The sequence below is a fragment of the Catenulispora yoronensis genome, assembly GCF_039531695.1.
GTDB classification, from domain to species: domain Bacteria; phylum Actinomycetota; class Actinomycetes; order Streptomycetales; family Catenulisporaceae; genus Catenulispora; species Catenulispora yoronensis.
In genome coordinates, this window is the sequence record NZ_BAAAQN010000018.1 from 132,829 (window position 1) to 154,034 (window position 21,206).

The following is a 21,206-nucleotide window of genomic DNA, read 5'->3' on the forward strand; positions in this document are numbered from 1 at the left end:
CTTTGCTCGGTCCCGCACCGCCGGTCTCTGGCACTCAACGAGGTGGAGTGCCAAGGCATTCCTTTCAGTGTAACGGCGAGTAGCCGCCAATGGTCGTCCGCCCGGTGGGGTATTGGCCACGATCGAGGTGAACACCGGCCTTCACCGCGCACAGTGGGCATCGAGAAGACGACGGACAGCCGGGGCCAACCGGGCCGGATCGGCCGGATCACCCGATTCCGCGCGCTCCCCGAGCAGCAGGTCCAGGATCATCCCGTCGATCGCGGCGACGTAGGACCGGGCGCGGTCGGCAGGATCCGCGGCACCGGCCCGCTCGAAGAGACGGCCGGCTCGCAGGCGCGCCACGGATTCCGGAGGCGCCAGCAGCTCCCGGAGCTCGGGATGGGCGGCGGTCTCCAGCAGACAGCGGTAGCGCGCCAAGGCGCGGTTCCGGCCCTCGGTGAGCCAGTGCCGGACGGACAGCGCGGTCCCGGCGGCGATGCCGTCGAGTTCCTCGTCGGAGGGCGGACCGGAGGGCTCGGAGGGGGCGATCGCCGCCTGCTCGGGCGTGGCGCCAGCCGGGGCAGCCGGGCCGGGCATGCCGGGCGTGCTGGATGTGGTGGGCATGCCGGGCATGATGCCCAGCGCTTCGAGCTCCATTCGGTCCAGTTCGGCCAGCCGGCGCACCAAGGCGGTCAGCAGGGCCTGCCGAGTCCGGAAGTAGGCGGACGTGGTGCCGATCGGCAGGGCGGCGCGCACGTCGACCGCACGATGCGTCAAAGCCCGCATACCGTCCTCGGCCACCACAGCGATGGCGGCGTCCGCGAGGACCGCGCGGCGCTCCTTCCGTACTTCCACAGCCGTAGCCTACTTTCTACATCTGTAGAGGCCCGGCGCCTCGGCCCGGGATGGGGAAGTACGCGGCCCGGATGCCGCCGTCCCTGGCAGGATCAAAGGTATGAGTGCGTGGAAAGAGACCTCTGAAGGCGTTTTCACCCGCCGTTTCGAACCGGTGAACATCACCGTCACCGCCGTGCTCGGCGGCGAGGGCGTTCTCGTCGCCGACACCCGGTGCAGCGTGCAGGAAGGCCGGGAGCTGCGCGCGGAGCTGGCGGCGCTGACGCCGCTGCCGGTGCGCTGGGTCGTCAACACCCACACCCACTTCGACCACATGTGGGGCAACGCCGCCTTCGACCGCCCCGAGCAGGAGCCGCCCGCGGAGTTCTGGGGCCACCGGAACATGCCCGACTTCGACCCCGAGGACCCGGGGTTCCTCGAACTGCGGGACATGATCCTGCGCGAGGGCGGGCCGGAATGGCGGGAGAAGATGGACACGCTGGTCGTCCGGAAACCCGACCACCTCGTCACCGCCTCGCACGCGCTCGATCTCGGCGGGCGGATCATCGAGCTGATGCACCTGGGGCGCGGCCACACCGACAACGACCTCGTGCTCTGGCTGCCGGACGCGGACGTGCTGATCGGCGGCGACCTGGTCGAGCAGTCGGGTCCGGTGGCCTACGGCACCGACTCCTTCCCGCTGGACTGGCCCGCCACCCTGGCCGCCCTGGCCGCGCTGACCACCGAGCACACCACTTACGTCCCCGGCCACGGCGACCCGTCGGACCGGGGCTTCCTGAAGGAGACCGAGGAGTTCGTCACCGCCGTCGCCGAACAGATCAGGACCCTGCATGCCGACGGCGTACCGGCGGAGCAGGCCCTGGACCGCGGTTCCTGGCCGATCGAGGACAGCTCGCACTTCGCCAAGGCGGTCGCGCGAGGTTACGCGCAGCTGTCCGGCGAGCTCCCGTAGGGTGGCGGCGTGCCAGAGCGCGACATCCGTAGCAAGCAGTACGCCCCCGATCTGACCGCCGCCCCGCGCCGGCCGGCCTCCGCCGAGGTGGAGGCGGTGCGCGACCTGGTGGTCGAGGACGTCGAGACCGGGTTCTGCGGCGCGGTGGTCCGCGTCGAGAAGACGCCGGGCGGCCCGACCGTGACGCTGGAGGACCGGCTCGGCAAGCACCGGGTCTTCCCGCTGGGTCCCGGGTTCTGGATCGACGGCCGGCCGGTGTCGCTGGTGATGCCGAAAGCCTCACAGGGTGCTGCGACGCCGCAGCGGACGGCGTCCGGCTCCATCGCGGTGCCGAAGGCCCGGGCCCGGGTGGCGCGCGCCGGCCGCATCTACGTCGAGGGCCGGCACGACGCCGAGCTGGTGGAGAAGGTCTGGGGCGACGACCTCCGGATCGAGGGCGTCGTGGTGGAGTACCTGGAGGGCGTGGACGATCTCGCCGCGATCGTCGACGGTTTCCGTCCGGGCCCGGACGCGCGCCTCGGGGTGCTCGTGGACCATCTGGTCCCGGGCACGAAGGAGGCGCGCATCGTGGAGCAGGCGCGGCGGTCGGCGTTCGCGGACTATCTGTTGGTGGTCGGGCATCCGTATGTCGATGTGTGGCAGGCGGTGAAGCCTTCGGCGCTGGGGGTGGAGTCCTGGCCGTCGGTGCCTCGGGGGCGGCCGTGGAAGGAAGGGGTCTGCGAAGCCTTCGGGTGGCCGGTGGACCCGCCGGCGGCGTGGAAGCGGATCCTGCGGTCGGTGCGCGACTACCGGGATCTGGAGCCGGAGTTGTTGGGGCGGGTCGAGGAGCTGATCGACTTCGTCACCGGGTAGCTCACTGCGGTGGGGCGTAGTTCCCCGCGACCCAGGCGCCGGTGCTCAGGACGTCGTCGCCGCAGTGCTGGGCTCCGCTGCGGAACGGCAGGTCCACTCCGGGCGGGGTCAGGCGCAGATAGGTGGTCTCGACGGCGCACGGCGGGTTGGCGTCGGTGCCGTAGCCGATCGCCTCGGTGGCTGAGGCACCGGCGGCCAGGTGGAACGCTTTCGCGGTGGGGTCGGCATCGAGCTTGACCGCGATCCGCTGATGCTCGGGGCCGAGGACGGCCAGCTGGGGCTGCGCCGGGAGGGTGCAGGCGGCGCTGCCCTGGTCGGTGACGACGAGGTCCCAGTACGTGGTGCCGGACGCGACGCCGGGCAGTTTCACGAGTTGGGCCGCCAGATCGCAGGACTGGGACTGGGACTGGGACTGGCCCTGGGTCTGGCCCTGGGTCTGCGCCTGGCCCTGCGCCTGGTCGCCGGTCGCCGTCGCGGCCGACGTCGACGGATTCGAGGCGCAGCCGAGCAGGGACAGCGTTCCGACGGCCGCTCCGGCGAGCACCGCCGCTCTCCGGGACACCGATATCTCCACGGACCTGCACATCCGATACATGGTTCCTCCTGTCGGGATTCCCCCCTGCATCAAAACGACGTGCGACTCCATGCCCTCGATATCGGTCTTGAATCAGAGTGTTCACAACGCCCGGCTCAGACCGCGGAGTCCTCCGCGATCAGCCCGAGCCGCTTGGCCGCCCACTTCTTCAGCGGCGGCGCCAGCTCCTCGATCTCCAGCAGGGCGTTCGCTTCGCCACGGTCGCGGTGGAATATCCGCGCGCTGTCGAAGAGGGTGAAGCCGTGCGCCGGGCGCGACAGCACTTCCAGCTCGTCGCCCGCGCCGACGTCGCCCTCGGTGACCACGCGCAGGTAGGCACCGGGCCGCAGGGCCTTCTCGAACCGGCGGGTCATCGCCGGGTCCCCGGCCCGGACGCCCAGCTTCCAGCAGGGGATGCGCGGCTGCGCCACTTCGAACTCGACGCTGCCGAGCCGCCAGTGCTCGCCGATCACCGCGTGGCTGACGTCGTACCCGACGATGGTGAGGTTCTCGCCGACGAAACCGTCCTCGATGTCGCGGCCGAGTTCCTCGGCCCAGAAATCGAGGTCCTCGCGCGCGTACGCGTAGACCGCCTTGTGGACGCCCGCGTGGTTGACCTGATCGGCCTGCCGGTCGCCCTCGACGTGGTGATCGGCGATCTTCACCCGTCCGGGTACCGGGTCCTTGAAGATGGCGGTCTGCCGGATCTCGCCGTTCAGCTCCACGTCGCGGGGCAGTCCGACGTTCACCGAGATGAGGCGCGCAGTGGTCATGGCGCTCATCCTCTCAGTCGACCAAGTCCCGGACAACCGCGTCTGCCAGCAGTCTTCCCTTCAGGGTAAGGACTGCAAACCCCTTGGCCAGTGACGCCGGATCGAGCAGCCCCTCGGCACCGGCCCGGATGGCCGCCTTCCGTCCGGCGGGTCTCAGCAGGCTGAGATCGCAGCCTGATTCCAGCCGCAGCTCCAGCAGGATGCGCTCCACGCGCCGGTCCTCCGCGTCGAGCACCTCGCGCGCCTGCGCGGGCGACTGCCCGGCCCCGATGCGCTGCGAGTAGGCGCTGGGGTGCTTCACGTTCCACCAGCGGGTGCCGCCGACGTGGCTGTGCGCGCCGGGGCCCACGCCCCACCAGTTCGCGCCGGTCCAGTAGAGCAGGTTGTGGCGGGAGCGGCCCTGCGGCGAGACGGCCCAGTTCGAGACCTCGTACCAGGCGAAGCCGGCGGCCGTCAGCGCCTCGTCGGCGATGAGGTAGCGGTCGGCGTGCACGTCGTCGTCGATCATCGGCAGCTCGCCGCGCTTCACCCGCGCCGCCAGCCGAGTGCCGTCCTCGACGATGAGCGAGTAGGCCGAGACGTGGTCGGGGCCGGCGCCGATCGCCGCGTCCAGCGACGCGCGCCAGTCGTCGTCGCTCTCGCCGGGGGTGCCGTAGATGAGGTCCAGGTTGACGTGCTCGAAGCCGGCGGTCCTCGCCTCGCGGACGCAGGCTTCGGGGCGGCCGGGGGTGTGGCGGCGGTCCAGGATCCGCAGTACGTGCTCGCGGGCGCTCTGCATGCCGAAGGAGATCCGGGTGAAGCCTCCGGCCCGCAGTTCGGCGAGGTAGGCGGGGTCGACGGATTCCGGGTTGGCCTCGGTCGTGACCTCGGCGTCGGGCGCGAGCCCGAACTCGTCGCGGACCGCGCCGAGCAGCGCGACGAGGTCGGCGGCCGGGAGCATGGTGGGGGTGCCGCCGCCGAAGAACACGGTCTGTACCGGCAGGTCGGCCGTGCCGAGGACCTTGCGCGCCAGCCGTACTTCCTCGATGGCGGTGGCGGCGTAGGTGGCTTGGGAGGCGCCGCCGCCGAGCTCGGAGGCGGTGTACGTGTTGAAGTCGCAGTAGCCGCACCGGCTGGCGCAGTACGGGACGTGCACGTAGAAGGCCAGCGGGGTGGCGGTCAGCTCGGGCTCGGCGAGGGCCCCCGGCGGCAGCGATCCGTCGTCGGGGACGGGTTCACCGTCGGGAAGGGCACCTGGCATGCCTCCATTGTCCCTGATGGTCAGGTTGCCCCGACCCACTGCGCGGTCATGGCCTGGACGGCGGAGCCGTCGAGGTCGGCGAGCTTGGCCGCGACGAACTCGTGGGCCCACTCCGAGGACTGGATGCGGAACGGCGGGTCGGCGCTCTCCAGGGCCCGCACGACCGGCGCGGCGGCGTCCTCGGCCCGCTGGGCGTTGCCGAACGACTTCAGTGTGCGGTCGACGTAGGCCTTCAGCGCGGGAGCGTAGGGGCCGGCGGCGTCGATGAGCATCGGGATGTCCAGCCGCTGCGAGGCGACGAACTCGCTGGCCACGGCTCCCGGTTCCACCACGCTGACCCGCACCCCGACGGTCGCCGCCACCGGCGCGAGCGCCTCCATGAAGCCCTCGACCGCGAACTTGGCGGCGCAGTAGGCCTCGTTGAAGGGCTGGCCGACCACGCCTCCGACGCTGGTCACGGTGACGAGTCGGCCTTTGGCGGCGCGCAGGTGCGGCATCGCGGCGCGGGTGACCTCGACCACGCCGAAGTAGTTGACCTCCATCGCCGCCCGCACCGGTGCCATGCCCTCGACCTCGATCGTGCCCACGGTGCCGGCGCCGGCGTTGTTGACCACGGCGTTCAGGGCACCGTGCGCGGCGACGGTGCGGGACACGGCGCCGCCGATGCTGGCGGGGTCGGTGACGTCGAGGCGTTCGACGTGGACCCGGCGGGCGACGCCGGCTGCTCCGGCGGCGGCCATGAGGTGGTCGGCCTTCGCGGGGTCGCGCATGGACGCGACGACTGTCCAGCCGGCCTGGGCGGCCGCCACCGCCGCGGCCAGGCCGATCCCGGAGGAGGTGCCGGTGATGAGGACGGTCTTGGAGGAGGGCATGGGTCTATTTCAGCCCTATGGGGCGTCGGCCACCAGTGTGGAGCGCCATGTGAGGGGTGGAGGGCGGGGTGAATAGCGGGGCGGAGGGCGGGGTGGAGGGCAGGGTGGTCGGGGCCGCGGTTTAATCCCGTGGAGGCTGTCACCATCCATCCCTAAAGTGGCGCCATGCGAGTCCATTACCCCCGCACGCCCCATCTGCCCTGGTCTCCGGGTGCCACGGCTGATGATGTGCGCGCCGGGGACCTGTCGGGACTCGTCGGCCGCCGTGTCGTCGTCACCGAGAAAATGGATGGCGAGAATACGACGCTCTACCGGGACGGGCTTCATGCCCGCTCGCTGGACTCGGCCCATCATCCTTCGCGGACGTGGATTAAGGCGCTCCACGGCCGGATCGCCGCGCACATCCCTGAAGGCTGGCGCATCTGCGGCGAGAACCTGTTCGCGCGGCATTCGATCCCTTATAGCGATCTCGACAGCTACTTCTATGGCTTCTCGGTATGGGATGGCGACCGCTGCCTCGACTGGGACTCGACGGTGGCGTTCCTTCAGGGCATCGGCATTCCGACGCCGCGTGTGCTGTATCGCGGCGTGTTCGACGGCGATGAACGCAAGCTCGGGAAGCTGTTTCGCCTGGATCTGAATCGCCAGGAAGGCTACGTAGTACGAGCCGAGGAAGCGTTCGCCTATAGCGAGTTCGGCGCGCGTGTCGCCAAGTGGGTTCGCCCTTCCCATGTGCAGACCGACACTCACTGGATGTTCGCCGAGGTCACGCCGAACGAACTCGGGCGTCGCGCGCCGCTGTGGGCTGTGCGTAGTGGGGTCGAGGTCAACGCGCCGGAGCTGGCTGCGGCCATCGGTCTCGGCGCCCACTCCCCCGGCTCGAAGCCGAGCGAAACGCTGTCCGCTGCCTACCCGTACCTGGATGCCTCGTCCTGCCTCGGCAACGCTCGCCTTATCGGCGCGGTCGCCGCTTTGCTCCTCTCCCCCGAGGTTCCTCACAATCACCGCCGCGCCGACGCCATGGCGAACCTCGCGGTCCCTCTCGGCATGCCTCTGGCCCGGCGCATCGCCGATGTCATCGGTAACACCCACCGCCTGCACAGCACGTCTCCGAACGCGAGCACCCTCGACGACGATCAGCGTCGCGCGGGCCTCATCCGCATGGCTTTCGGCACCGACCTCACGGTCCTCCACGCCGTCGCCACGGCGACTGCTACCAGCTCCACTGCGGTGGAGAACGTGGCGTGGTCGGGCATGGTCGCGGAGGACGCCGGCCTCCTCGCGGCTTCCGGGGCTCCACGCACGGTGGCGGCCTTCCACGCCGCATGCCGAGAGGCTTTCGCGTCCCTTCCCAGTGCCGACGCCGCCGATCGTTGCTGGGGAGAAGCGCGCGAACTGTTCGCCCAAGGCCGCGTCTCATCCGCCGAAGAAGCCGTCGCCGCGACGTGGCGCTGGCGCGACGGCGACTATCCGCGTCTGACCCACATGGTCGGTATCTCGGGCAGCGGCAAGAGCACTCTCGTCGCGGCGCTCGCGAAATCTCCGAACACCGAGGTCGTCAGCCTCGACGATCTTCGTGCTGCTCGCGGATCGCGCGCGGACCAGTCGGCGAACCAGGAAGTGTTGCGCGAAGCGGTCCAGCTGACGGAGAGACTTCTGGCCGATGGCACATCGGTGGTCTGGGACGCCACCTCGCTGATGCGGTCGCAGCGCAAGCTCGTGGACCGGGTGGCGCAGCGCCGCAATGCCCTGATCGAGCATCGAGTGCTTATCCTCCCCGCCGACGAACTCGCGCTCCGCAACCAGAAACGGGACCACCCGGTGCCCGCCGACGTTCTGGCCGCGCAGATCCGGCGTTACGAACCCTCTTATCCGGGCGACGCCCACCGCGTCTCGTTCTTCTACAGCGGCAGCTCCTCACCGGCGGCCGACGGACTCGCCATCGATCCCACAACCGATCCCACTTTCGATCTCGCCTTGGATGAGGACTCGCTGCTTTCATCACCGTGGGAGGACTGAGCCCTCGTGCATACCAGCCAGGAGATCTACCACCGCGTTCGGTGGGACGCCCGGTTCGACGCGTCGCGGTTCGTCCTCGGCGTGGAGCAGCGCGGTCGTGAGCCGAAGCGCGTGCCGCTGCCGTCCTTCGATCCGCAGGGCGACATCCCCTGGCACCGGGTGCTGTTCTTCGAGGCGGACGGGGAGCTGGTGTGGGACCGGGCGTCCGGGCTCGACGCGCTGGATGCGTCCGGGGCCGGGCTGGCTCGACGCGAGCGGCTGCTTGCGGCGCCGTTCTTTGAGGCGCGGACACCGCATGTCTTCACGGCGGCGGGTTGGCGGCCGGTGGGCGCGGGGTTCGGGGTCGGAGCCGGGGTCGGCTCGGGCAACCAGTTCGACGCGGCCCGGTCCACCATCAAGATCCTCACCTGGAACACACTCTGGGATCGCTACGACGGCGATCTGATCCACACGGACCGGCGCCGACCGATGCTTCTCACGGCCCTCGCGACAGCGGCGGCAGCGGGCACCAACGTCATCGCGCTGCAAGAGGTCGAGGCGGCGCTGCTCAAGATGCTGCTGGCCGAGCCGTGGGTCCGTCGCGAGTGGACGCTGGGAAGCGACCCACGGTCCTCCGACGTCGCCGACAGCGGTCTGGCGCTGCTGACCCGCCTGCCCGTCGCCGAGGCGGGATGGCACGCGCTCGGCCGGTTCAAAGCAGTCACCGCGCTCACGGTCGAGACGGCGACCGGTCCGGTCGTCGTCGCCAACACTCACCTCAGCAGTGACCACTCCGCGGATGGCGCCGGCCTGCGCGCTAAGCAGCTGTCGGCGCTGGCCGAAGGGCTGAGCGGGGTGACGGCTCCGGTCGTCCTGGTCGGCGACTTCAACGACGACACCGACGCGCCCGCGACGCGTCTCGGGCTCACGGACGCGTGGACGCAGGTCCACGGACCGTCGGATCACACCCCGACGTTCGATCCGACGGTGAACCCGCTCGCGGCAGTATCCTCACTCGCCGGAGAGGCCAAGCGGCTGGACCGAGTACTCGTGCGCGGCTGGCGCGCTTCGGAGATCCAGCTGGCGGGCGAGGTACCCGACGCCGATGGACTGTTCATTTCCGATCACTACGGGCTGGTCGCGCTTCTTTCGGCCGAACCAGCCGTTGCTGAGGTGGTGAGTTCCACCGATGCCTCCAGTTCCGCCGGGGCTTCCGGCCTGGACGACCGGCCGACCGCCCGCACCGCCGTCGCCTGGATTCCGCCGGAAGAGGTATGGGGCGACATCCAGGAGATCCGCCGACGGCTGGATCCTCAACTGCTGCGCTGGCCGCCGCATGTCAATGTCCTGTTCGGCTTCGTCAGCGAGTCGGAGTTCGACAAGGCGGTGCCGCTGCTGGGCAAGGCTGCTGCCGCAGTCCCGGCATTCGACGTACAGCTCAGCCAGACGCGTCACTTCGCCCACCGAAGCGACTCGACGCTCTGGCTGGATCCGGTCGATCCGGACAGCACCACGGATGGCTGGCAGAAGCTGCGCGCCGCGCTGCTCGAACGGTTCCCGACGTTCCGCGACGGCGACGTGTACGTGCCCCACCTGACGCTGGGCAAGGTCGCGGACCCGGCACGCACGCCCCTCAAGCTCGCACCGATCGCCGCCACGGTCGACCGCCTCGCGGTGCTGTCGCGGCGAGGCGATGGTCCTATGGAGATCCGAGCCTTGGTGATGCTCGGTACCGGCGAGGTGCGGTGGCCGGACAGCGCTGCCGCCGATGCCGAATCAGCCCTCTCACCATCTTCGCCGCTCGACGATCAAGCCCGCACACTCACGAACCGCATCGGCGCGGCCCTTTCTGAAGCGGTTGTCCATCTCGCCGGCTCCCGTCGCACCGGAACGCACCTCGCCACCGCCGACGTCGACCTCGTCGCCGCCGTACCGGGAACCCCTGACGTCGACGCTCTTGAACAGCGCGTCGCCAAAGCGCTCGGGCCCACCTGCCGAGTACGCCAACTGGTCGGGGCACGGGTCCCCGGACTTCGCGTCACCACGCCGAAGCTCAGCGCGGACCTGGTGCTCGCGCCCGTCGGCGACGTGCCGGTCGGCGAAGCGGTCGAACGGCGCCTCGAACTCGGCGAGACCATCGCCGCGTCGCTGTCCGCCGTGTCCGACGCCGAAGCGCTCCTCGCGATGCGTCCTGGGCCGCACGTACGGATCGCGAAGGCCTGGGCCCGCGCCCGGGGGCTGGACGCGGCACCGCTCGGCGGGCTGCCCGGGCTGGCGTGGGCGTTGATGGCCGCGCGGTGCCGCGACCTCACCGAGTTCTTCGAGACCTGGGCCGCGCACGACTGGCACGAGCCGATCCCGACGCCGACCGCGCCCGTGCGGGACCTGACGCTGCACCTGACCCCGGCGCTGCGGGACCTGATCACCGAGGAGCTCTACAACGGCTGGGAGACGATCACCGCCACCCGCGATCCGCTGCCGACGCTCCTCGCTCCGCCGCCGCTGCACCGACGGCACCGGCGCTGGGCCGTGGTGACCCTCGCCGCCCCGTCGCCCGAGGCGCGGGACGTGCTCGAAGGGCGAGTGCGGGGCCGCATGCGGAGCCTGCTGACCGCCTTCGACGAAGCCGGGATCGCCGACGTCCATGCCTGGCCGCGGCCGTTCGGCGCCGCCGAGCACGAACTGCGGTTCGCCATCGGCCTCGGACGCACCCCGCCGTCACGCGCCGAACTGGACGCGATCACGAAACCTTGGCTCCGAGGGCTGTCCGGGGTACGCGTCGACCTCGGCGACAACGGGGAAGTTCCGACGCTTCGGTGAGCTCGGGGCCGGTGCCGGCACGGATCTCGGTGCCGGCACCGGCCGAATCCATTCGCCGAGCCCGGCAGGCTCACCGGCCTCGCCGAGCTCGGCACCACAGGCGGTCGGCGTTGAAACCCGCCTCCGCCAGGTCCTGTCCCCGCCCTTGCCCCAGCCCCTACACCGTCCCGCCCACGCTCACCGCCCGCATTCCGTCCCCGGCGACCCGTCCGCCGATCTCCGCCCAGCCCGCGGTCTGCGCCGGCCGGGCCCAGATCTCCGACCCCCAGCCCTGCCGGATGACCACCGGGCGGCCCAGGGCCTCCACCTGCCGCATCGCCGCCGACCCGGTGGCCTCGTCCTCGTCGACGCCGCTGTCGGCCGCGAAGACCCGGGCCCGCATCACGCCGCGGGCCTCGTCGGTCCAGGCCCAGAACTGGTGGCGCCGGTAGTCCGGTCCCGGCGGCACCGAGAGCGTCTCCACCGCGGCCTCGTCGGCCACCCGCACCAGTCCCCAGGCCGGCGCGTCCGCGATCCGCCCGCGGATCCAGGTGCGGCCGTCCTCGGCCCAGGTGGCGACCTCCGCCGCCTTCGCCGGCCGCAGGGTCGTCACCGGCCGGCCGGACAGCCGGGACAGCAGCCAGGCGGTCCCGACCAGCGGGTGCCCGGCCAGCGGCAGCTCGCCGGCCGGCGTGAAGATGCGAAGGGTGGCCTTCTCGACGTCGTCGACGAAGACCACCTCGCTGAACCGCAGGTCCGAGGCCAGCTTGCTGCCGGCGGCGGCGTCGAGGTGCCCGGCCTCCAGCACCACGCCCAGGTTGTTGCCGAACAGCCCTTGCTCGTCCGTGAAGACCCGGACTATGTGGACGTCAGCCATCTCGCTCATAGGCCCAGGTTACTGCGCGGTTCCCACCGCGCACCGTTTTACTTCTTGGTCGCCTTGTCCCCGGTCTCGTTGGTCAGCGCGGCGATGAAGGCGTCCTGCGGGACCTCCACGCGGCCGACCATCTTCATCCGCTTCTTGCCTTCCTTCTGCTTCTCCAGCAGCTTGCGCTTCCGGGAGATGTCACCGCCGTAGCACTTGGCGAGCACGTCCTTGCGCATCGCCCGCACCGACTCGCGGGCGATCACCCGGGAGCCGATCGCGGCCTGGATCGGCACCTCGAACTGCTGGCGCGGGATCAGCTCGCGCAGCCGCTCGGTCATCCGCACGCCGTAGGCGTAGGCCTTGTCCTTGTGCACGATCGCGGAGAACGCGTCGACGGTCTCGCCGTGCAGCAGGATGTCGACCTTCACCAGATCGGCCTGCTGCTCGCCGATGGGCTCGTAGTCCAGCGAGGCGTAGCCGCGGGTCTTGGACTTCAGCGAGTCGAAGAAGTCGAAGACGATCTCGGCCAGCGGCAGCGTGTAGCGGATCTCGACCCGGTCCTCGGACAGGTAGTCCATGCCCAGCAGCGCCCCGCGCCGGCTCTGGCACAGCTCCATCACCGCGCCGACGAAGTCGTTCGGCGTCAGGATGGTGGCGCGCACCACCGGCTCGTGGATCGCCATCACCTTGCCGCCGGGCATCTCCGAGGGGTTGGTGACGATGTGCTCCGAGCCGTCCTCCATCCCCACCCGGTAGACCACGGAGGGCGCGGTGGCGATCAGGTCCAGGTTGAACTCGCGGTCCAGGCGCTCCCGGATGATCTCCAGGTGCAGCAGGCCCAGGAAGCCGCAGCGGAAGCCGAAGCCCAGGGCCGCGGACGTCTCCGGCTCGTAGACCAGCGCGGCGTCGTTGAGCTGGAGCTTGTCCAGGGCCTCGCGCAGCTCCGGGTAGTCCGAGCCGTCGATCGGGTAGATGCCGGAGAACACCATCGGCTTGGGCTCCTTGTACCCGCCGAGGGATTCGGTGGCGCCCTTGTTCTGGGAGGTGACGGTGTCGCCGACCTTGGACTGCCGGACGTCCTTCACACCGGTGATCAGGTAGCCCACCTCGCCGGCCGCCAGGCCCTGGGAGGCCGTCGGCTCCGGGGAGATGACGCCGATCTCCAGCAGCTCGTGGGTGGCGCCGGTGGACATCATCGCGATGCGCTCGCGCTTGTTCAGGTGGCCGTCGACCACCCGGACGTAGGTGACCACGCCGCGGTAGGAGTCGTAGACCGAGTCGAAGATCATGGCGCGCGCCGGGCCGTTCGGGTCACCGGCCGGGGCCGGGACCCGGCGGACCACCTCGTTGAGCACGTCCGGGACGCCGACGCCGGTCTTGGCCGAGACCCGGAGCACGTCGTCGGGGTCGCAGCCGATGAGCCGGGCCATCTCCTCGGCGTATTTCTCCGGCTGGGCGGCGGGCAGGTCGATCTTGTTCAGCACCGGGATGATCTGGAGGTCGTTCTCCATGGCCAGGTACAGGTTGGCCAGGGTCTGGGCCTCGATGCCCTGGGCGGCGTCGACCAGCAGGAGCGTGCCCTCGCAGGCGGCCAGGGAGCGGGATACCTCGTAGGTGAAGTCCACGTGCCCGGGGGTGTCGATCATGTTCAGGATGTAGGTGGTGCCGTCGTCGGCCCGCCAGGGCAGCCGGACCGCCTGGGACTTGATGGTGATGCCGCGCTCGCGCTCGATGTCCATCCGGTCCAGGTACTGGGCGCGCATGGCGCGTTCGTCGACCACACCGGTGAGCTGGAGCATCCGGTCGGCCAGGGTCGACTTGCCGTGGTCGATGTGGGCGATGATGCAGAAGTTGCGGATCAGCGCCTGGTCGGTTTTCGACGGCTGGGGGATGTTCGGCGGGAGGGCGGGCACTCGGGGTCCAGTCTGTCCGGGGAACGGCGTGCTTGGGGGCTACGGGTCGGCTCCACCAGCGGGTCTGCCGGTGGGGCACACTACAGAGGTCACTACGCTGCTCTCTATCGTCCCACGACCCGTGGCCTTAGCGAGAACCCTATATAGGGACGTCACAGGCTGCGTGCCCGGTTTGGGTCCACGCAGGCCCGCCTGCTAGCCTGGTCCCTTGCGTGGCGCGTGCGTTGCCTCGCGCCCACCACCTTCTATCTCACCAAGCAGAGGCATCTTTCAGTGGCGAACATCAAGTCCCAGATCAAGCGGATCAAGACCAACGAGAAGGCGCGCCTGCGCAACAAGGCCGTCAAGTCCTCGCTGAAGACCGCGATCCGCAAGACCCGCGAGGCCGTCGAGTCCGGCGACGTCGCGAAGGCGCAGGAGCTGGCCCAGGCCGCCTCCCGCCAGCTGGACAAGGCCGCTTCGAAGGGCGTCATCCACGCCAACCAGGCCGCGAACAAGAAGTCCGCGCTGGCCAAGAGCGTGAACGCCCTGCAGGGCTGACCTTCTCCCCCATGCGGTCCCTCTCGCCGCGGTAGAGAAACTTCCCGATCGGCGCGATCCCTTCCCCAGGGGTCGCGCCGATCGGCTTGTCACCAGGCGGTGCGCGCTAGGCTTTCGCACGTCGATGCGTTTTCACGCGGGTTTCACAGGGGTGGGGATTCATTCATGGAACCGCTGCGGGCGGCAGATCCGCGAAGGATCAGCAGCTACGAGATCCTGAACCGGCTCGGGGCCGGCGGGATGGGGCAGGTCTACCTGGGGCGGTCGCCGTCCGGGCGGCGGGTCGCGGTGAAGGTCATCCGCGGCGAACTGACCAGCGATCCCACGTTCCGTGAGCGCTTCCGGCGCGAGGTGGTCGCGATGCGGCAGGTGTCCGGGTTCTTCACGGCGCCGGTGGTGGACGCCGATCCGGACGGGGATCCGCCGTGGCTGGCCACCGCGTACGTGCCGGGGCCGTCGCTGTCGGACGCGGTCAAGCACCGGGGGCCGATGCCGCAGCAGGACGCGCTGGTGCTGGCGGCCGGGCTGGCCGAGGCGCTGATCGCGATCCACCGCGAGGGGCTGACGCACCGGGACCTGAAGCCGGCCAACGTGCTGCTGGCCGACGACGGGCCGCGGGTCATCGACTTCGGGCTGGCGGTGACGGCGCAGTCCTCGTCGGTGACGCAGGCCGGGACGGTGGTCGGGACGCCGTCGTTCATGTCGCCGGAGCAGGTGTCGGGGCAGCCGGTGGGGCCGTCCTCGGACGTGTGGTCGCTCGGTGCGGTGCTGCTGTGGGCGGCGACCGGCCGGCAGCCGTTCGGCGAGGGCGGGACCATGGAGATGATGTTCCGCGTGGTCAACGGCGTGCCGGACCTGTCGGGGCTGTCCGGGACGCTGTTGCAGCTGGTGACCGCGTGCATGTCGAAGGACGCGGCGGCGCGGCCGTCGCCGGGGCGGATCCTGGAGGTGCTGTCGGAGGGCGCCGGGGTCGAGGCGACGGCGGCGATGGGGTGGATCCCGCCGCAGGCGGCGCCGACGATGCCGGGGCCGACGCCGCCGCAGTCGATGCCGTCGGTGCCCTCGATACCGTCGGTGCCTTCGATGCCCTCGGTGGCGGCGATGCAGGGGATGCAAGCGCCGCCGACGTACGCGGGGCCGGCGGGGCCGCAGGCCGGGCCGCAGTCGGGGCCGCCTTCGAACCCGTCGAACCCGTCCGCGCCGACGCTGCCACCGCAGGGATTCCAGCAGGGGCCGCAGGGACCGCCGTCGAATCCCTCGAACCCGTCGCTGTCCGCGGTCCCGATGTACCACGGCGCACCGCCGACGCAGGCCGCTCCGGTGGCGAGCCCATGGGCGTCGCCGTCGCAGCCGTCGCCGCCGTACGGCGTGCCGCTGGGCCCGTTCACCCCGCCGAAGAAGAACCGCAACGGCCTGATAGCCGCGATCGGCGGCGTGGTCGCGGTGGCGGCGATCGGCGGCGGCATCGCCGTGTTCGCCTCCGGCGGCGGCGGTTCGAGCAGCGGCGGCAGCAGCTCCGGCGGCACGCTGGGCGGCAGCGGCGGGATCGACCAGACCGGCATCGCCGCCGACTTCCCGCTGAACAGCCTGGTGACCGACGCCGACGCGAACCAGTACCTGAAGACCAGCCCGGACGTCGGCACCCCGCTCGACAACTCCTCCGACGACCCCGCCACCTACGACGAGACCTGGGACGGCTCCGCGGGCGCGCAGCTGCGCCTCCAGGCCTGGAACTACAAGAGCGACGCCACGCAGGCCGTCGCCGCCTTCCGCGACCACACCTCGACCCTCGCCACCGAGGCGAAGTTCGAGGACCAGGGCAAGCTCGGCAACTCCGACAAGACCGAGATCCAGATCGACACCGACCCCAGCAGCGGCCTGCAGCACTGCCGGATCGAGATCATCCGCGGCGGCCTGGACGTGACGATCCGCTTCACGGAGGGCGGAACAGCCGACGCGGCGCGGGTGGACGTGGTCAACCTGGCGAAGACGGTGACGGGGCGGCTGCCGGGGAGGTAGGGCGGAGCTTCAGCTGACAGCGCGGCGACGGGCTGGGTGGGGCGGCGCGGCGCTGAGGCGGTGGTGCGGCGCTGGAGCATGGCGCGCTGGGGCGGTGCGGCGCATGGGCGCTGGAGTGGTGGAGTGCAGGGGCGCTGGCAGTTCGGCGACGCGCTGGTCAGCCGCGGCCCTGCCCTCGCGCCTGGCAGACCGTCACCACGCACCGTTCGAGCGCGTACGCGGAGTCGTCCCCGCCGCCCTTCACCGCCGCGTCCGCTTCGGCCACGGCCAGCAGCGCGGTGCTGATGCCGTCCGGCGTCCAGCCGCGAACCTGCTGGCGCACCTTGTCGATCTTCCATGGCGGCATGCCGAGCTCGCGGGCCAGGTCCGCCGGGCGGGCGCCGCGCGGGGCCGAGGCGACCCGGGCGACCGACCGCACGCCGTTGGCCAGGGCGCTGGTGATCAGCACCGGGGCGGTGCCGGTGGCCAGCGCCCAGCGGAGCTGCTCCAGCGCCTGCGCGGTGCGGCCGTCGACCGCGAGGTCGGCGACGGTGAAGCCGGAGACCTCGGCGCGGCCGCTGTAGTACTTGGCGACGATCGTCTCGTCGATCGGACCGCGCGGGTCGTCGCTGGTGTCGGCGATCAGCTGCGAGGCGGCGGCGGCCAGCTCGCGCAACTCGTTGCCGACAGCGTCGAGCAGCGCGCGCGACGCCTCCTCGGTGATCTGGCGCTTGGCGGCCTTGAACTCGTCGCGCAGGAACGCGATCCGCTCGGCGGGCTTGGTGACCTTCGCGACGTCGATCCGCCGGGCCCCGGCCTTCTCCATCGTGGTGATCAGCCCTTTGCCCTTCACCCCGCCGTTGTGCACCACGACCAGCGTGATCTCCTCGGCCAGGTTGCCCAAGGCAGCGGTGAGCGCGGCCGTGTCGTCGGCGGCCAGGTCCTGCGAGGCCCGCACCACCACGACCCGGCTCTCGCCGAACAGCGACGGGCTCACCAGCTCGGCGAACGTCCCCGGAGTGAAGTTCCCCGGCGACAGGTCCCGCGTGTCGGTCTCCGGGTCCTCGGCCCGGCGCGCGGCGGCGATCCGGGCCACGGCCCGGTCGACGAGCAGTTCCTCGGCCCCGACGACGAGGACGAGCTGGGACGGGGCGGCGGTGTCGGCAGGCATCGGGTCAAGCATGGCACGGCGCGGGGACAAGTCGGGTGGTGACGCCGGGGGTGACGCCGGAGGTGATGTCGGGCAGCGGCAAGGTACGCCCCACTCCACCTACTCCTCGCCCTTGGCCGCCTTCGCCGCCGCCTTCATCTCCTTCTTGAACGTCCGCACCTTCACCAGGCTGGCGGCGTCCACGACATCGGCGACCGACCGCGTCGAGCCCTTGGTCCCGTAGTCCCCGGCGGCCTCGCGCCAGCCCTTCGGCGTCACGCCGAACTGCTTGCCGAGCAGCGCGACCAGGATCTGGGCCTTCTGCTTGCCGTAGCCGGGCAGCGCGGAGACGCGCTTGAACAGGTCGGCGCCGTCCTTCGCCCCGGTCCACACCGTGGAAGCGTCGCCGCCGTACTCGTCGACCACCGCCCGCGCCAGCTTCTGCGTCCGCTCGGCCATCGCCTTCGGGAAGCGGTGGATGGCCGGCACCTCGGAGAACAGCGCCACGAACTCGTCGGGGTCGTAGCCCGCGATCTGCTCGGCGTCCAGGCGCTTCACGCCGAGCCGGGTGGCCAGGACGTAGGGGCCGGAGAACGCCTTCTCCATGGGCACTTGTTGATCAAGAAGCATGCCGGTGAGGACGCCCAGCGGGTCCTCGGCCAGGAAGGCGTCGGCGTCGGGGTTCTGGGCCAGATGCAGCGTCACCATGCCCCAAGCCTGGCAGAACCGCCGCCCGGGCCGCGGCGGTTCTGGTCCGTTCAGTCCTCGGATTCCAGCCGCTTGAGCACGTCCAGCACGTACGACGCCCCGCGCCGGTCCAGCCACGGGCAGGCCAGGACCAGGTTGCACATCGACCCCAGCACCGTCACCGGCCGCGCCTCGGCGGCCTGGACGAACAGCGCCAACCGGTTCAGCAGCCGCTCCAGGACCTCCGTCCGGGTCTCCGGGAACGCCCAGCCGATCGCGACCAGCGCCATCCCGGCCGCCTCGCAGATCCAGTCCTCCGCGCCGTCGAGCAGGTCGAGCAGGATCCGGCGGCGCTCGGAGGACGCCCAGGGCTCGTCGGCCCCGTGGTGCGCGATCCCCACGCAGGCCACGGTCTGTATGGACCGGACCCAGTAGTCCGGCGCCCGCATCGCGAACTCGTCCGGCCACGGCGCGTCCTGCGGCGCGGGCAGGTGCGCCAGCACGCCGAGCAGCTCGGCCACCGGCACGCCGGCCAGCGCGACCGCGTGGTCGTAGAGCCCGGTCGGCCCGGGCCAGTTCGGCGTGGCCAGGTCCGCCACCAGCGCGGTGGTCCGCGGCGACGGCGGGGCGTGGACCGGCACGGCGTCCAGGCCCGCGTACTGCCAGACGGCGACGTCGACCGGGCGCGCGGCCCGGCGCGGATCGGGGTCGCCGATCTCCAGGAAGGACATCTTCAGGTCCGGGACGACCAGCCGCAGCGTCGCCAGCGCGCTCGGCGGCTCGATGATCGACAGCGACATCTCGCCGGTGATGCCGAAGTTGTCGGCCTCGATCAGCTGGCGCAGCACGTTGACGCAGGCCTCGGTGGCCCCGGCGACCTGGCCGACCCAGGTCAGGCCCCGGCTGTGGTGGCCGAGCAGGTAGGCGGCGTAGTCATGGTCGGGGTGCGCGCGGTAGTGGTCGGCGAGGGCGAGCAGGTGCGCCGGGTCGCCGTCGGCCTCGAAGCGCATGCCGAGCAGCGCCGGCGCCGCCTTCTCGTGCCCGGGATCGGTCGCGACCACCTTCTCCAGCAGCGCCACGCCCTCGGCACGGCGCCCGACGCCGGACAGCGACTCGGCGAGGTCGACCATCAGATAGGTCTGGGAGGGGTCTTCCTCGACGGTGCGGGTCCACAGCGCGATCGCGTCCTGGATCCGGCCGAAGCGGCGCAGAGCGTTGCCGAGCATGATCGCGCCCATCGCCCCGGCCCCGCCCCGGACCGCCGCCTCGCCCCACCGGATCGCCTGGTCGGCGTCCCCGAGCCGCCGGGCCAGACCGCAGGCGACAGCGGCCAGCTGCGGATCGTCGCCGCGCGCGACCACGGCCGCGATCACGCGGTAGAAGTGGACCAGGGCGGCGAAGTCCTCCTCCGAGACCGGGTCCCCCAGCCCCTGGCACAGCCGCAGCACCGACTGCGTGAGCGTCGCCGGGTTCAGCCGCGCGGGCAGCTCCGGGTCGGCCAGCCACGCCACATCGGCCCACGGCCGGGCCGGCGCCGCGGCCATGACCCCGGCCAGCAGATGCACCGCCTCGTCGGTCCGCCCCACCGCGGCGAGCAGCTCGGCCCGGCACGCCAGGGCACCGGTGTAGCGCTCGGTGTCCGGGAACAGCTGCAAGGCGGCGTACGGCCCGCCGACCCGCGCCACCAGCTCGGCCAGCGCCTCGTGCGCCTCCGGCAGCGACGGGTCGGTGCCTATCGCGCCCGCGACGTGGTTCGCGGCGTGTTCGAGGTCGCCGCCGTCGAGGATCAGCCGCGCGGCCGCGACCTCGCCCTCGGCCTCCAGACGCTCGCAGCATCCGGTGTCGCAGGCGGCGGTGTGGGTGTGCGTGGGGGCGTGGGTGTGGTCGTGGGTGTGGTCGTGCTCGTCATGGCTGTGGCCGTCCATGAGCCGGCTCCCCTCCAGACTCGGCTTCGGGTACGGGGCACGAGACTATCCATAAGCTGCGACATGCGGCGACGGAGGTTGACGGTGGTTGGGTGCTGACGGTGGGATGCGGATGGGCTAAGGGTGGGCTGCGGGTGGGCCGAGGGTCGACCTGATCAGTGGGTATCGCGGCGGGTGGCGACCCGCAGGTGGAGTGCGGTGCCCGCGACGACGATCTGACCGTCACGATCGGTGCGGAAGACCCGCGCGCCAGCGCCGGAGGCCAGGTCGACGGTCCGCGCAGCGGGGTGACCGTAGGTGTTGCCCGCGCCGACGGAGATGACGGCGACCCGCGGATGCACGACGGCGAACAAGTCCGGGTCCTGATACGCGGAGCCATGGTGCGGCACCTTCAGCACATCGGCGGCAAGGTCCGGGTGGGCAGCCAGGACCGCGTGCTGGGCCGGCGGTTCGATGTCGCCGGTCAGCAGGAGGCGGATCGGGCCGTCCCGGGTCGCGATGTGGACGTAGAGGACCACGCTGGCGTTGTTCGGGCCGGAGCCTTCTTCGCCGCCGTGGGAGGAGGTGCGGGGGCGGTGGCTATGCTTGGAGTCGGACTTGGGCTTGGGCTTCGGCCGTGTCAGATCCGGGTTCCGGTCAGCGGCGGCGTCAGGCCAGAGAACGTTCCACGACAGGGCTCCGTATTCGCGGTGTTCTCCGGCGGCGGCTTGGGTGGTCGGGACTTCGGCGGCGTGCGCCCAGCTGGCGACCTCGGCAGCGCCGCGCGGCGGATCGGGATCGTCGGTGGTCTCGATCTCGGTCACGGTGCGGCCGTGCAGGACGCCGGGGACGCCGTCGACGTGGTCGGCGTGGAAGTGGGTGAGAACCAGCAGCGGGACCTTGCGGACCCCGAGCGAGGCCAGGCAGCGGTCCGCCTTCGCCGGATCGGGGCCGGTGTCGACGACCACGGCCGCCGCGGGGCCGACGGCGAGCGCCAGGGCATCGCCTTGGCCCACGTCGCAGGCTGCGAACAGCCAGTCGGGCGGCGGCCAGGGAGCGCTACGGCTTCGGAGGACGAGGACGGTGAGGGCGGCCGAGGCGAGCACGGTCGCGAGCGCGACGACAGCCGCCGCCGCGAGGTGGCGCCGCGTTCGCGACGTGCTGCGGAAGCCGTCCCCTCCACGGCTTGCGCGTCCCGGCGGGTAGTCGGGGTCAAGGTAGGGGCCGGGTATCGAGGGATTCATCACGC

The 21,206-nt window shown here is 71.4% G+C and carries 17 protein-coding genes; 6 read left to right on the forward strand and 11 right to left on the reverse strand.

Annotated elements, in window-relative coordinates; genetic code table 11:
* Positions 1 to 141 precede the first annotated feature (141 nt).
* Positions 142 to 837, reverse strand: a complete 696-nt coding sequence (locus tag ABD481_RS17320) for a TetR/AcrR family transcriptional regulator (protein WP_344666694.1) — start codon at positions 835 to 837, stop codon at positions 142 to 144.
* A 100-nt stretch (positions 838 to 937) separates the two neighbouring features.
* On the opposite strand from ABD481_RS17320, the gene ABD481_RS17325 reads away from it, so the two are divergent.
* Together ABD481_RS17325 and ABD481_RS17330 are read left to right on the forward strand one after the other, a co-directional pair.
* Positions 938 to 1,789, forward strand: coding sequence for an MBL fold metallo-hydrolase (locus tag ABD481_RS17325; protein WP_344666695.1), 852 nt, complete (start codon positions 938 to 940; stop codon positions 1,787 to 1,789).
* Between the two features lie 24 nt (positions 1,790 to 1,813).
* On the forward strand, positions 1,814 to 2,641 hold the full coding sequence (locus tag ABD481_RS17330; RefSeq protein ID WP_344666722.1) for a DUF3097 domain-containing protein: 828 nt from the start codon (positions 1,814 to 1,816) through the stop codon (positions 2,639 to 2,641).
* Between the two features lies 1 nt (position 2,642).
* Here ABD481_RS17330 and ABD481_RS17335 read toward each other — a convergent pair whose 3' ends face one another.
* From ABD481_RS17335 to ABD481_RS17350, 4 genes are all read right to left on the reverse strand, one after another.
* Positions 2,643 to 3,203 (reverse strand): DUF4232 domain-containing protein, encoded by a 561-nt coding sequence (locus tag ABD481_RS17335; RefSeq protein WP_344666696.1) that lies wholly within the window; start codon positions 3,201 to 3,203, stop codon positions 2,643 to 2,645.
* 128 nt (positions 3,204 to 3,331) lie between these two features.
* Complete coding sequence (locus ABD481_RS17340) at positions 3,332 to 3,988, reverse strand: MOSC domain-containing protein (RefSeq protein ID WP_344666697.1); 657 nt, start codon at positions 3,986 to 3,988, stop codon at positions 3,332 to 3,334.
* A 13-nt stretch (positions 3,989 to 4,001) separates the two neighbouring features.
* Positions 4,002 to 5,228 carry a radical SAM family heme chaperone HemW gene (gene hemW / locus ABD481_RS17345; RefSeq protein ID WP_344666698.1) on the reverse strand — a complete coding sequence of 409 codons (1,227 nt, stop codon included), beginning with the start codon at positions 5,226 to 5,228 and terminating at the stop codon, positions 4,002 to 4,004.
* A 20-nt stretch (positions 5,229 to 5,248) separates the two neighbouring features.
* The gene (locus tag ABD481_RS17350) at positions 5,249 to 6,100 is read right to left on the reverse strand and encodes an SDR family NAD(P)-dependent oxidoreductase (RefSeq protein WP_344666699.1); all 852 of its coding nucleotides are present in this window, start codon (positions 6,098 to 6,100) and stop codon (positions 5,249 to 5,251) included.
* A 165-nt stretch (positions 6,101 to 6,265) separates the two neighbouring features.
* On the opposite strand from ABD481_RS17350, the gene ABD481_RS17355 reads away from it, so the two are divergent.
* Together ABD481_RS17355 and ABD481_RS17360 are read left to right on the forward strand one after the other, a co-directional pair.
* Positions 6,266 to 8,119 carry an RNA ligase family protein gene (locus tag ABD481_RS17355; protein ID WP_344666700.1) on the forward strand — a complete coding sequence of 618 codons (1,854 nt, stop codon included), beginning with the start codon at positions 6,266 to 6,268 and terminating at the stop codon, positions 8,117 to 8,119.
* A 6-nt stretch (positions 8,120 to 8,125) separates the two neighbouring features.
* Positions 8,126 to 10,918 carry an RNA repair domain-containing protein gene (locus ABD481_RS17360; RefSeq protein WP_344666701.1) on the forward strand — a complete coding sequence of 931 codons (2,793 nt, stop codon included), beginning with the start codon at positions 8,126 to 8,128 and terminating at the stop codon, positions 10,916 to 10,918.
* Between the two features lie 157 nt (positions 10,919 to 11,075).
* On the opposite strand, the gene ABD481_RS17365 is transcribed toward ABD481_RS17360, so the two are convergent.
* Together ABD481_RS17365 and lepA are read right to left on the reverse strand one after the other, a co-directional pair.
* Positions 11,076 to 11,783: a PhzF family phenazine biosynthesis protein gene (locus tag ABD481_RS17365; protein ID WP_344666702.1), complete on the reverse strand. Its 708-nt coding sequence runs from the start codon at positions 11,781 to 11,783 to the stop codon at positions 11,076 to 11,078.
* Positions 11,784 to 11,821: 38 nt separating this feature from the next.
* On the reverse strand, positions 11,822 to 13,678 hold the full coding sequence (lepA, locus tag ABD481_RS17370; protein ID WP_344666703.1) for a translation elongation factor 4: 1,857 nt from the start codon (positions 13,676 to 13,678) through the stop codon (positions 11,822 to 11,824).
* A gap of 273 nt (positions 13,679 to 13,951) precedes the next feature.
* Between lepA and rpsT the strand changes: the two genes are divergently transcribed.
* Both rpsT and ABD481_RS17380 read left to right on the forward strand, forming a co-directional pair.
* Entirely contained in the window at positions 13,952 to 14,218 is a 267-nt protein-coding gene (gene rpsT / locus ABD481_RS17375) for a 30S ribosomal protein S20 (protein ID WP_344656765.1), read from the forward strand.
* Positions 14,219 to 14,383: 165 nt separating this feature from the next.
* Positions 14,384 to 16,237: a serine/threonine-protein kinase gene (locus ABD481_RS17380; RefSeq protein ID WP_344666704.1), complete on the forward strand. Its 1,854-nt coding sequence runs from the start codon at positions 14,384 to 14,386 to the stop codon at positions 16,235 to 16,237.
* 157 nt (positions 16,238 to 16,394) lie between these two features.
* Here ABD481_RS17380 and holA read toward each other — a convergent pair whose 3' ends face one another.
* The 4 genes from holA to ABD481_RS17400 all read right to left on the reverse strand — a co-directional run bounded on the left by holA (position 16,395) and on the right by ABD481_RS17400 (position 21,201).
* On the reverse strand, positions 16,395 to 17,387 hold the full coding sequence (gene holA / locus ABD481_RS17385; RefSeq protein WP_344666705.1) for a DNA polymerase III subunit delta: 993 nt from the start codon (positions 17,385 to 17,387) through the stop codon (positions 16,395 to 16,397).
* A 99-nt stretch (positions 17,388 to 17,486) separates the two neighbouring features.
* A complete protein-coding gene (locus ABD481_RS17390; protein WP_344666706.1) occupies positions 17,487 to 18,074 on the reverse strand; it encodes an HhH-GPD-type base excision DNA repair protein in 588 nt (195 codons plus the stop codon).
* Positions 18,075 to 18,124: 50 nt separating this feature from the next.
* Positions 18,125 to 19,978, reverse strand: a complete 1,854-nt coding sequence (locus ABD481_RS17395) for a tetratricopeptide repeat protein (protein ID WP_344666707.1) — start codon at positions 19,976 to 19,978, stop codon at positions 18,125 to 18,127.
* Between the two features lie 155 nt (positions 19,979 to 20,133).
* On the reverse strand, positions 20,134 to 21,201 hold the full coding sequence (locus tag ABD481_RS17400) for a ComEC/Rec2 family competence protein (protein WP_344666708.1): 1,068 nt from the start codon (positions 21,199 to 21,201) through the stop codon (positions 20,134 to 20,136).
* Between the last annotated feature and the right edge of the window lie 5 nt (positions 21,202 to 21,206).

Bases quoted from the DNA above. Each gene is read 5' to 3' on its own strand.
- ABD481_RS17355 (WP_344666700.1), top strand. From the start codon at position 6,266: ATGCGAGTCCATTACCCCCGCACGCCCCATCTGCCCTGGTCTCCGGGT.
- ABD481_RS17400 (WP_344666708.1), bottom strand. From the start codon at position 21,201: ATGAATCCCTCGATACCCGGCCCCTACCTTGACCCCGACTACCCGCCG.
- ABD481_RS17350 (WP_344666699.1), bottom strand. From the start codon at position 6,100: ATGCCCTCCTCCAAGACCGTCCTCATCACCGGCACCTCCTCCGGGATC.
- ABD481_RS17395 (WP_344666707.1), bottom strand. From the start codon at position 19,978: ATGGACGGCCACAGCCATGACGAGCACGACCACACCCACGACCACACC.
- ABD481_RS17325 (WP_344666695.1), top strand. From the start codon at position 938: ATGAGTGCGTGGAAAGAGACCTCTGAAGGCGTTTTCACCCGCCGTTTC.
- ABD481_RS17380 (WP_344666704.1), top strand. From the start codon at position 14,384: ATGGAACCGCTGCGGGCGGCAGATCCGCGAAGGATCAGCAGCTACGAG.
- hemW (WP_344666698.1), bottom strand. From the start codon at position 5,228: ATGCCAGGTGCCCTTCCCGACGGTGAACCCGTCCCCGACGACGGATCG.
- holA (WP_344666705.1), bottom strand. From the start codon at position 17,387: ATGCCTGCCGACACCGCCGCCCCGTCCCAGCTCGTCCTCGTCGTCGGG.
- ABD481_RS17365 (WP_344666702.1), bottom strand. From the start codon at position 11,783: ATGAGCGAGATGGCTGACGTCCACATAGTCCGGGTCTTCACGGACGAG.
- ABD481_RS17340 (WP_344666697.1), bottom strand. From the start codon at position 3,988: ATGACCACTGCGCGCCTCATCTCGGTGAACGTCGGACTGCCCCGCGAC.
- ABD481_RS17390 (WP_344666706.1), bottom strand. From the start codon at position 18,074: ATGGTGACGCTGCATCTGGCCCAGAACCCCGACGCCGACGCCTTCCTG.